This is a genomic window from Aeromonas sp. R4-3 (genome assembly GCF_040908275.1).
Lineage (GTDB): Bacteria > Pseudomonadota > Gammaproteobacteria > Enterobacterales > Aeromonadaceae > Aeromonas > Aeromonas rivipollensis.
Genome location: NZ_JBFODK010000038.1, coordinates 48,236 through 58,407 on the forward strand (window position 1 = coordinate 48,236; position 10,172 = coordinate 58,407).

Genomic DNA, 10,172 nt, shown 5'->3' on the forward strand with positions numbered 1-10,172 from the left:
ATCTCCTTAGCGCAGCCGGCTGGCCAGGGCCTGAATGTGCTCCGGGCCTATGCCGCAGCAGCCGCCGATAAGATTCGCTCCGACCGCGCGCCAGCGCTCGGCCCAGCCGAGGTAATCCTGCGGCCCCAGATCGGCGCGGATCTCGTCCAGCCCGTCGTTGGCGGTGGCCTCCTTGGGCTGGGGCGGGAAGGCGTTGGCATAGGCGCCGAGGCGAATGTCGGTGCGGCCCAGGGCCTGCAAGCGGGCGCTCGCCACCTTGAGCGCCCCTTCAATCACCTCGGGCTGGCAGCAGTTGAACAGGATGGCGCTCACCCCGGCCGACGCCAACGCGGCGACCGCATCGGCCACCCGCTCACCGGAGCGCAGAGTCGGCTCGCTGCCCGGCGCCTCGTCCTCCAGGGTGAAGGAGACCCAGAACGGCTTGCCATCGCCTGGCAGCAGCGCCTTGAGGGCCAGCGGCTCGGCAATCAGGCTCATGGTCTCGGCCAGCCAGATATCCACATGAGGTGAGAGGCCCCGGATAAGCGGGGTCGCCAGCTCGCTCACCCTGTCCGCCTCGAACAAATCGGCACGGTAGGAGCCAAACAGCGGTGGCAATGAACCGGCCACCTGCACGGCACCGGCCTGCCCGTCAGCCACGTCGCGGGCCAGCTGCCCGGCCAGGGTTGCAAGCCGCTCGCCATCCTCGGCGAAGCGCTCGTCACCGATATGAAAGGGCACCAGGGCATAGCTGTTGGTGGTGATGACCCGGGCACCGCTCGCCACATAGGCCTGATGCACCTCGCGCACCGTCTGTGGTGCCTCCATCAGGGCCAGGGCCGACCACTCCGGCTGGCGAAACGGTGCGCCCCGTCGTGCCAGCTCACGCCCCATGCCGCCATCCAGTACCCACAAATCCTTTGTATCCATCTCTGTCTCTCTGCGTGTCCCCGTCATGACGGGTGTTTATTGTGTGAAAAAACATTAAGCCATCAAAACATCTAGACGGCTATAAGTCCTGTGCATCATGGCGCAAAGCAGAGGGAGAGGCAATCGGGAACTAGGAACAAATCTGAGCAAGCTCAGGATGATAGCGGCAAAGGGAGGCCCCTCGTCCTTGCCACCCAGGGCCCGAGTCCACAGGCCTGAACGACAAGAGGCCACCCCGTGGGTGGCCTCTTGTGAAGCATGGATGGGCTGGCGACTCAGCGCCCTGCCAGGACCCGCTTGGTCTGCTTGACCCAGTCGGAGACTCGCCCCTGCTGGGGGAATCCTTGCCAGATCTGCTCCCACTGGGCCGGACTCAGGGGGCGGCCCAGCCTGCGCTGCACCCCGGCATAGAGATAGTCGTGGGCCGTGGTACGGGCCTGGGCCGAGGTGAGGAACTTGGCCACAGGGTCGGTCAGGCGCACGTCCCGCATGCCGAGCAAGGGGTAATCGCTGTGCACCGCCGCCAGCATGGTCTCACGCATGGCCGACTCTATGTAGCCACGGGCGAACAGGGCGGTCACCGACTCCAGCGACCCCTGATCCGGACCATGGTACTCCTCATCGAACACCGGGCTCGGCTCTGCCACTGCGCTTTGCACCACGGCATCGGGATCCGGCTGCGGCGCCACCACAGCGGCCTTGGGGGCCACGGGCTTGGGGGCGGCGGCGGGTTTGCGGGGAGCGCTCTGGCTGCAGGCCCCCAGCGCCAGGGCGAGCGCCACACAGCTCAACGCACGGGAATAAGACGGCATCTTCATGACTCCTTGGTAACTCCTTTCACGATTCCAGGGCGGGTTTCTCGGCCTGCACAGGCTCCACCCGGGTGACCAGCAACTGATCGATCTTGTAGCTGTCGATGTCGACCACTTCGAACTTGTAGCCCGCGTATTTCACCGAGTCCGTCCGCTTGGGGATCTTGCGCAGCATGAACATGATGAAACCGGCGATGGTCTCGTAGTTCTGGTTCCCCGGGAACTCCTCTATGTCGAAGGCCCGCATCACATCGGAGATGGGGGTGACACCGTCCACCAGCCAGGAGTTCTCGTCCCGCTGCACTATCTGCTCTTCCATCGCATGGGTGGCCCACTCGCCCATGACGGTGCTCATCAGGTCATTCATGGTGACTATGCCCACCACCAGGGCGTACTCGTTCATCACCACCGCGAAATCACCGCGATGATTCTTGAAGTACTCCATGGCCTCGTAGAGGTTCAAGGTGTCGGGGATGATGATGACGTTCTGCACCAGGGAGCCGCTGTTGAGATCTATGCTCTGACCGCTGATGACGCGGATCAGCAGCTCCTTGGCGTCGACGAAGCCCTTGATGCTGTCGAGGTTGTGGTCACAGACCAGGAACTTGTTGTGGGGGTGCTCGGCGATCTTGGCCTTGATGCTCTCTTCGCCCTCTTGCAGGGTGAAGTAGATGAGGCTCTCGCGGGCCGTCATGGCGGAGGTGACGCCCAAGGACTGCAACTCGAACACGTTCTCGATGAGCTGGTGCTCCTCACGCTGGATGACGCCGGCCTCGGCGCCCGCATCCATCACCGCATAGATGTCGTCCGAGGTGATCTCGTCGTTGCGCACCATGGAGACCCGCAGCAGGCGGAACAGGGCGTTGGCCAGGCCGTTGAAGAACCACACCAGCGGCATCAGCAGGGTCACGCACAGCAGCATGGGACGCACCACCACCACCGCAACCCGTTCCGGCATCGTCATGGCCAGGCGCTTGGGCATCAAGTCCGCTATCAGGATGAACATGCCGGTGACGAACACGAAGGAGGCGATCGAGCTTATCTGGGAGAGCCAGGGGCCCTGATAGAAGCCGGAGATCAACGACTTGATGGCGGGGTTCAGGGCGGATTCGCCCAGTATGCCGCCCAGGATGGCGACGGTATTGAGGCCTATCTGCACCACGGTAAAGAAGTTACCTGGCTGGGCCTGCAGTGCCAGCACTTTTTCGGCATGGCGATTGCCCTCGTCGGCCATCACCTGCAACTTGATCTTGCGGGAGGCGGCGAGAGAGATCTCGGAAAGCGAGAAGAACACGCTGCCGGCGACCAGCAGCATCAAAAAGAACAAACTATCGGCAAAACTCATGATTAACCTATTGCTACAGCCGCCTTAGCACAAGACGGCAAACTGGGCCCGGGAAACCGGACCGTGACTCCATCCGGGACTCACACAGGGGCCATATTCTAGCAGAAAAGCGCCCCGTGGGGCGCGTTATCTTAAGCCGCCCCCCAATGCAATAAAAAAGGCGCTCAAGGCGCCTTTTTATTCATTTCTGTCTCAATGCTTGCCCAGCAGGTCGCTCAGCTCGTCCGCCTTGGTGTGGCGCACGTCCTTGCCCTTGACGTAGTAGACGATGTATTCGCAGATGTGCTGGCAACGGTCGCCGACCCGCTCTATGGCCCGCGCCGCCCACAGTACGTTCAGTACCTGGGGAATGGTGCGGGGATCTTCCATCATGTAGGTCATCAGCTCGCGGATGATGGACTCGTACTCCCTGTCCACCTTGTCATCTTCCTTGTAGACGGCAATGGCCGCCTCCAGATCCATGCGGGCGAAGGCGTCGAGCACGTCGTGCAGCATCTTGATGGTGCGACGGCCCATGTTCTCGAGGGACACCAGCGGCGGCTGCGGCTTGTTGGCGTTGTCGGTCAGCATGCGGGCTATCTTGTCCGCCACATCGCCGATGCGCTCCAGATCCGTGATGGTCTTGATGATGGCCATCACCAGGCGCAGGTCGGACGCGGTGGGCTGGCGCTTGGCGATGATGCGGGTGCACTCCTCGTCGATGGCCACTTCCATGGCGTTGACCTTGTGGTCGTTGGCCACTATCTTGCGCGCCGCATCCAGATCCTGGATGTGGATGGCGGAGATGGCGTCCGTCAGCTGCTGCTCCACCAGACCGCCCATCACCAGCACCTGGTTGCGCACGTTCTCGAGCTCGGCATTGAACTGACCGGAGATGTGTTTATTGAGGTTCATATTGTCCATACAAATAATCCTTGTTGCTCCGATTATGCCTTAGCCGTTGAACCGACCGGTAATCTGTTTATTGATGCTCATCTTGTTCATACCAATAACCCTTGTTGCACCAACCATGCCTTAGCCGTAACGACCTGTGATGTAGTCCTCGGTCTTCTTCTTGGCCGGGGTGGTGAAGATGGTATTGGTGTTCGAGTACTCGATGAGCTCACCCATGTACATGAAGGCGGTCTGATCCGACACCCGCGCCGCCTGCTGCATGTTGTGGGTCACTATCACCACGGTGAACTGGCTCTTGAGCTCGTTGATCAGCTCCTCGATGGTGAGGGTGGAGATGGGGTCGAGCGCCGAGGTCGGCTCATCGAGCAACAGCACTTCCGGCTCGATGGCGATGGCCCGGGCGATAACCAGACGCTGCTGCTGACCACCTGAGAGGCCGAAGGCGTTGTCGTGCAGGCGATCCTTCACCTCTTCCCACAGGGCCGCGCCGCGCAGTGAGCGCTCGGCGGCCTCGTCCAGGGTGCGTCTGTCGTTGATGCCCTGCAGGCGCAGGCCATAGACCACGTTCTCATAGATGGATTTCGGGAAGGGGTTGGGGCGCTGGAACACCATGCCGACCTGACGGCGCAGGGCGGAGACATCCACGCTCTTGTCATAGATGTTGTGGCCGTGCAGCTGGATTTCCCCCTCGATGCGGCAGATCTCCACCAGATCGTTCATCCGGTTGATGCAGCGCAGCAGGGTCGACTTGCCACAGCCGGACGGGCCGATAAAGGCCGTCACCTGCCCTTTCGGGATCTTCATGTTGACGTTGAACAGCGCCTGCTTGTTGCCGTAATACAGGTTGAGATCCTTGACCTCAAGGGCGGTCTGCTCCGGGCTCAGGTTGAGCAGGTCCAGGGCGGTATGCTGGGTCGAAGTCGGTGTTACGTTGATCATCTGTTACCTCAAATCTCTCTGGGGTGGCCGGATACATTCCGGCGACCATCATGCTGTTGATGGCGGCCGCTGGGCCGCGCATCTCTTGTCTCGGTCAGGTGGCCGGATTAATGCTCCAGCGACCGGAATTTCTCGCGCAGGTGGTTACGAATACCGATAGCCGTCAGGTTGAGGCCCACTATCACAGTCACCAGCAGGAAGGAGGTGGCATAGACCAGGGGCCGCGCCGCCTCGACGTTCGGGCTCTGGAAGCCGACGTCATAGATGTGGAAGCCCAGGTGCATGAACTTGCGCTCCACGTGCAGGTACGGGAAGTTGCCATCCATCGGCAGGGTCGGTGCCAGTTTTACCACCCCCACCAGCATCAGCGGCGCCACTTCACCGGCTGCACGGGCAATCGCCAGGATGAGGCCTGTCATGATGGCCGGGCTCGCCATGGGCAGCACTATGCGCCACAGGGTCTCGGCCTGGGTGGCCCCCAGGGCCAGGGAGCCCTGGCGTATGGTGCTCGGGATCCGGGCCAGCCCCTCTTCGGTGGAGACGATCACCACCGGCAGGGTCAGGATGGCCAGGGTCAGCGCCGACCAGATGACGCCGGGGGAGCCAAAGGTCGGGCTCGGCAGCGCTTCCGGGTAGAACAGCTGGTCTAACGAACCACCGAGCGTGTAGACGAAGAAGCCGAGGCCAAACACGCCGTAGACGATGGAGGGCACACCCGCCAGGTTGATCACCGCGATGCGGATGATCTTGGTCAGGCTGTTCTTGCCCGCGTACTCGTGCAGGTAGACAGCGGCCACCACGCCGAGGGGTGTCACTATGATGGCCATCAGCAACACCATGAAGACGGTGCCGAAGATGGCGGGGAAGACGCCGCCCTCGGTGTTGGCCTCACGGGGATCGTCGGAGACGAACTTGCCAATCTGGTGGAACCAGTGACCTACCTTGGCGGGCAGGCTCATGTCGTTGGGCCAGACCACGTCCAGCACCTTGGACATGGGCATGGTCACCAGCTCGCCACGCATATCCTTGACGGTGATAGCGTCACGATCCGCCTGGGCGCGCAGGGAGAAGAGCTCCTTTTCCAGCACCAGATAGCGATCGTTCAGGGCCTGGCGCTGGGCGGCGAGATCCGCCTTGAGCGCGTCGGTCAGCTCCCCTTCCAGCTCCGCCTTGCGCTCTTTCAGACGCAGTCGCTCCAGCTGGTAGTTGATGCCGCCGATGTCTCCCTTTTGCAGATCGTTGGCCTGCTCCGACAGGGCGTTGGCACGAGCCAGTACCCGTTGCAGGGCAGGATGCAGATCTGCCGTCAGCTCTTTGCCATCCTCTTTCACCGAGGTGATGTAACCGTAGAAGTTGCCGTTGGTGGCACGCTCCACCATGGCGAGCTCGGCCGGCTGGCTCTGGGACTTGATGTCGGTCTCCAGCACCCAGCGAAAATCGAGGTCGACGAACTCACGGTTGCCGGTCTTGACCAGATAACGGGTAAGCAACTCGCGCTCTTCCCCCTCCAGCGCCTGGCCCGCGGCGCGCAGCCGCTCCACAGGTACCATCTCGCGGTCATTGATTTCGCCGATCAGCACGCTCTTGTTGCCGCTGGCGTCTTCAAGCTGCCACTCATAGATGGGGTGCGGCCAGAAGTAGACCAGACCACGCCAGCCGATCAGCAGCAACAGACCCAGTACGGCTACCAGACTCAGGCTGACGGCGCCGCCTGTCATCCAGATCCAGGGGGCCCCTGATTTAAACCACTTACCCATTGTTGATTCCTTGTCCATATACAGAACGCCGCTTTTTAAGAGAACGGCTCATTACAGAGAGCTGTATTTTTCGCGCAACCGCTGACGAATGAACTCGGCCAGGGTGTTGAACATAAAGGTGAACACAAACAGGACGAAGGCCGCGAGGAAGAGCACCCGGTAGTGGGAGCTGCCCACTTCCGACTCCGGCATTTCCACCGCTATGTTCGCCGCCAGGGTACGCAGCCCCTGGAACATGGAGAAGTCCATGATGGGGGTATTGCCGGTCGCCATCAGCACTATCATGGTCTCGCCCACGGCGCGGCCCAGGCCCATCATCACCGCCGAGAAAATGCCCGGACTCGCGGTCAGGATCACCACACGGCTCAGGGTCTGCCAGGGGGTCGCCCCGAGCGCCAGAGACCCTTGGGTCAGGTGCTTGGGCACCGAGAAGACCGCATCTTCGGCGATGGAGAAGATGGTGGGTATGACGGCGAAGCCCATGGCGATACCGACCACCAGGGAGTTGCGCTGGTCAAACTTGATGCCCATCTCGTGGGTCAGCCAGATGCGCGAATCGCCGTGCATGAAGGCATTCTCGATGAGCGGGCTCAAGGCGAAGGCGCCCCAGCCAATCAGCAGCAGCACGGGGATCAACAGGATGGCGTGCCAGCCCTCCGGCAACCAGGACTTGCCGCGCTCCGGCAGGTAGTTCCACACCAGCGCGGTGAGCAACATGCCCATCGGCAGCAGCAGCAGCAGCAGGATCACCCCGGGCAGCGCACCCTCGATGATGGGCGCCAGCCACAGACCCGCCAGGAAGCCCAGGATAACGGTCGGCAGCGCCGCCATGATCTCCACCGTCGGCTTGACGTATTTGCGCAGGCCCGCCGACATGAAGTAGGCGGTGTAGATGGCACCGGCCACGCCAAGCGGTACCGCAAACAGCATGGCGTAGAAGGAGGCCTTGAGGGTCCCGAATACCAGGGGCACCAGGCTCAGCTTGGCTTCGAAGTCGTTGCTGGCAGAGGTGGACTGCCACACATACATGGGCTCGGGATAACCTTCGTACCACACCTGCTGCCACAGGGCCGACCAGGTCACCTCGGGGTGATCGTTCTCCACCTCAAAGACCTTGAAGTCATTCCCCTGCTGGGTCAGCAGCAGGTTGTGGCGGGGAGAGATGGCCAGGGCCGCCAGGGCGCCGCCTTCTATGGTCTCGCCGAGAAGCTTGGCCTCGCCGGTGGCGTGGAAGAAGTTGATGGTCCCGTCTTTGGCGGCGCTGATGAAGCCCTTGCGGAAGTGCTCCGGGGTCAGCAGCGCGACCGGGCCGTCGCCCTTGAAGTCACGAATCTGGGTGAACTGGCGCTTGCCGTCCTTCGCCACCTCGAACCACTGGGAGATGACGCCATTGTCATTGCCCACCAGCAGGGAGGAGGCGCCGGAGAGCAGGGCAACCTGGGTCACGTCGGCGTTGGGAGCATTGATCTCCATGACGTCGCGCAGGGAGATGTCGCTCAGGTTGTGGATGTCATAGACCGACAGGCGATTGCCTTCACGCACGAACAGGATGCGCAGGTTGGGGGTCAGCAGCATCTGATCCACGTGACGAGGCAGGGAAGGAATGGCGTAGTTCTGGCTGCTCCACTCGACTTCACCGGAGAGGAAGTTCTCCTCACCGCTCATCACCGTCATCACGCCGCGGCCATCCTCGGTCACAGCGGCGGTGGCCATCTTGTCCTTGGTCGCCTCGAACACCATGCGGGTCAGCGCCTTGCCTTGGGGATCGATCACCACAGGCTCTTCGCCGAAGGGATATTGCAGGCTGGGCTCGATGACGCGCACGTCGTTCGGGTAGGAGACCTTGAACGAGGGCTGCACCACAGTGGCCTTGCCGTCGGCAAAGCCATAGGCGATGAGCTTCTGGCCCGGCGCCGGCACGGCGACGGCGGTGACGTCACCGGCGACACTGGCCTGGCCCAGCACCTGGCCCACCTTGACGCCACCATCCGCCTTGACGGCGAAGAAGCTGACCTGACCCTGGTCGTTGAAGCGATACCCTATCTCGTTCTGCTCCTCGACGCCGAGCCAGGCGGTCTTGCCCTGCGTCGGCAGGGTAAAGGAGGAGGTTGCCTCTACGCTGGCGCCATTGAAGATGGGTTTCACCACATAGAGCAGGTAGAAGAAGATAAGCAGCAGGGCCACCAGTACCAGGGCTCCCCCTGTGGTGACGCCGTATTTGGCCAATTTATCCTTGATCCGGCGTTTTCTACTGCCCGCCATGACCAGGTTTAACGATTCCGATGACATGCAAGACCTCAATGTGAGCTAGGCTTGGCGGCATTATATGGCGGTTGCATGACAGTTTTGTTACATCAAGAGCCTCTGTGAAGAGGTTATTTCAGGGGGATACAGGCAGGAGGATAAGGGCAAGCAGCAGTGCCAACCATCTGTTTTATATGAGGATGTGTGAAAAAATTCAGAGCGGGGGCAAGATGATGCCCCCCGTCCGCCTCAGAGGGCGGGGCCACCACTTTGTTTCAGCGCCTCTCTGGCCGCCTTCTTCTCGGCGCGCCGCCGCTTGAAGAAGTCCGACAGCTGGGCCGAGCAGGCCTCTGCCAGCACCCCCCCCGTCAACGCCACCCTGTGGTTGTGGCGCGGGTCCTGCAAAATGTCGAACACCGATCCCGCCGCCCCCGTCTTGAGATCGCGGGCCCCGTAGACCACCCGCTTCACCCGGCTGTGGATGAGGGCGCCGGCACACATGCAGCAGGGCTCCAGCGTCACATAAAGGGTAGTGTCGAGCAGCCGGTAGTTCTGCTGCGTGATGCCGGCGGCACGGATCGCCATGATCTCCGCATGGGCGCAGGCGTCATGGGCGCTGATGGAGCGGTTCCATCCCTCGCCGACCACCTCGTCCCCCAGCACCAGCACGGCACCGACCGGGATTTCGCCTATCCCTTCCGCCCTGGCCGCCAAGGCCATGGCATGACGCATCCAGCGCTCGTCCTGCCGTGCCTGATCAAAGACATCATTGTTTTCTGATGGCGTCACGCCCTTACCTCTCTGTCGCTATGCAACCTGCGCACCTCGGACAACAGCACAGTGCCGACCGGGATCTCACCCGTTTCCCCTTCCGCCCTGGCCGCCAAGGCCATGGCATGACGCATCCAGCGCTCGTCCTGGGTGATCTGCATCTCGGCTGCGTTCTTCTGTGCTGGCTCCACGGCCGTTCCTCTCATTTATCTGTATTCATCATCAAAGACGGCCCTGTCCGCTCGGCCCGGATACAGGGCATCGGCACCGGGCGAGGTGGGCGGCGATTATGCCAAAACTCCCGCCAAGGCCCAAGTTGCATCTTGGTTGAGCAATAAAGAAGCAATCGGCATCTCCCTGATAAAAAAGGAGTTGCACCCTTAGGATCATCCTATTAGACTCCTTTCCCGTCAGCCGAGCTGACTCCGTCGGTGTGTAGCGCAGCCAGGTAGCGCATCTGCATGGGGTGTAGAGGGTCGGAGGTTCGAATCCTCTCACACC

The 10,172-nt window shown here is 61.8% G+C and carries 8 protein-coding genes and 1 pseudogene; all 9 read right to left on the minus strand.

Annotated elements, in window-relative coordinates; all coding sequences use genetic code 11:
- Positions 1-6 precede the first annotated feature (6 nt).
- Positions 7-909, minus strand: coding sequence for a homocysteine S-methyltransferase family protein (locus AB5Y91_RS13290; RefSeq protein WP_368169998.1), 903 nt, complete (start codon positions 907-909; stop codon positions 7-9).
- 275 nt (positions 910-1,184) lie between these two features.
- Positions 1,185-1,727 carry a hypothetical protein gene (locus AB5Y91_RS13295; protein WP_162627170.1) on the minus strand — a complete coding sequence of 181 codons (543 nt, stop codon included), beginning with the start codon at positions 1,725-1,727 and terminating at the stop codon, positions 1,185-1,187.
- Between the two features lie 19 nt (positions 1,728-1,746).
- The gene (locus AB5Y91_RS13300; protein WP_163135115.1) at positions 1,747-3,066 is read right to left on the minus strand and encodes a hemolysin family protein; all 1,320 of its coding nucleotides are present in this window, start codon (positions 3,064-3,066) and stop codon (positions 1,747-1,749) included.
- Positions 3,067-3,258: 192 nt separating this feature from the next.
- Entirely contained in the window at positions 3,259-3,969 is a 711-nt protein-coding gene (phoU, locus tag AB5Y91_RS13305) for a phosphate signaling complex protein PhoU (RefSeq protein WP_025327511.1), read from the minus strand.
- Positions 3,970-4,080: 111 nt separating this feature from the next.
- The gene (pstB, locus tag AB5Y91_RS13310; protein ID WP_005328825.1) at positions 4,081-4,899 is read right to left on the minus strand and encodes a phosphate ABC transporter ATP-binding protein PstB; all 819 of its coding nucleotides are present in this window, start codon (positions 4,897-4,899) and stop codon (positions 4,081-4,083) included.
- 107 nt (positions 4,900-5,006) lie between these two features.
- Positions 5,007-6,656, minus strand: coding sequence for a phosphate ABC transporter permease PstA (pstA, locus tag AB5Y91_RS13315; protein ID WP_106886380.1), 1,650 nt, complete (start codon positions 6,654-6,656; stop codon positions 5,007-5,009).
- 51 nt (positions 6,657-6,707) lie between these two features.
- The gene (locus AB5Y91_RS13320) at positions 6,708-8,945 is read right to left on the minus strand and encodes an ABC transporter permease subunit (protein WP_163149793.1); all 2,238 of its coding nucleotides are present in this window, start codon (positions 8,943-8,945) and stop codon (positions 6,708-6,710) included.
- A 204-nt stretch (positions 8,946-9,149) separates the two neighbouring features.
- Positions 9,150-9,689: a tRNA adenosine(34) deaminase TadA gene (tadA, locus tag AB5Y91_RS13325; RefSeq protein WP_106886378.1), complete on the minus strand. Its 540-nt coding sequence runs from the start codon at positions 9,687-9,689 to the stop codon at positions 9,150-9,152.
- Between the two features lie 41 nt (positions 9,690-9,730).
- A pseudogene (locus AB5Y91_RS13330) lies at positions 9,731-9,805 on the minus strand (tRNA adenosine(34) deaminase TadA); the annotation flags it as partial.
- Positions 9,806-10,172: the final 367 nt, after the last annotated feature.